1 protein-coding gene is annotated in these 491 nt (G+C 32.6%); it reads right to left on the reverse strand.

Annotated features, from left to right (window positions below):
• Positions 1-37: 37 nt before the first annotated feature.
• Positions 38-491: gliding motility-associated C-terminal domain-containing protein (locus tag IUY40_RS19265; protein ID WP_195738464.1), on the reverse strand; the 454-nt coding region annotated here is incomplete at its 5' end.

Below are 491 nucleotides of genomic sequence, written 5' to 3' on the forward strand. Positions count from 1 at the left end.
ATAAAATCATACACTACCAGTAATTCTTATCTGTATTTTACCTTTTTAGAACTAAAAACCCTTTGTATTGGTGTTCAATTCCTTTATGAGAAATCGTTATAAAATAGAAATAGGTTCCATCGTCTAAATCTTTCCCTCTATATTGTCCATCAAAGTATGTCGATTGATTATCATAGCCTCTGGCGCTGAAAACCTCTATACCTCGACGATCCACAATAGTAACGGTATTGTCTTTGTATTTTTCTATGTTTCTAATGGTAAAGTAATCGTTTATACCATCTCCATTAGCCGAAACTACATTTGCAATTTCTAGCAAGTCATTTTTAACAATAACAGCACCTGACTCTAGTTTAAAGCTATACGTTGCAGTATCAAAAATTAAGTTATTTACACTACCTGTTATTTCAACACGCTCATTGTTCTTTCTTTTATTTCCAGCTCGTACTTCAAATTCTGCTGAATTTTGACCTGCAGGAATGATTACAAAATTG

This window comes from Flavobacterium sp. ALJ2 (assembly GCF_015594725.1).
Lineage (GTDB): Bacteria > Bacteroidota > Bacteroidia > Flavobacteriales > Flavobacteriaceae > Flavobacterium.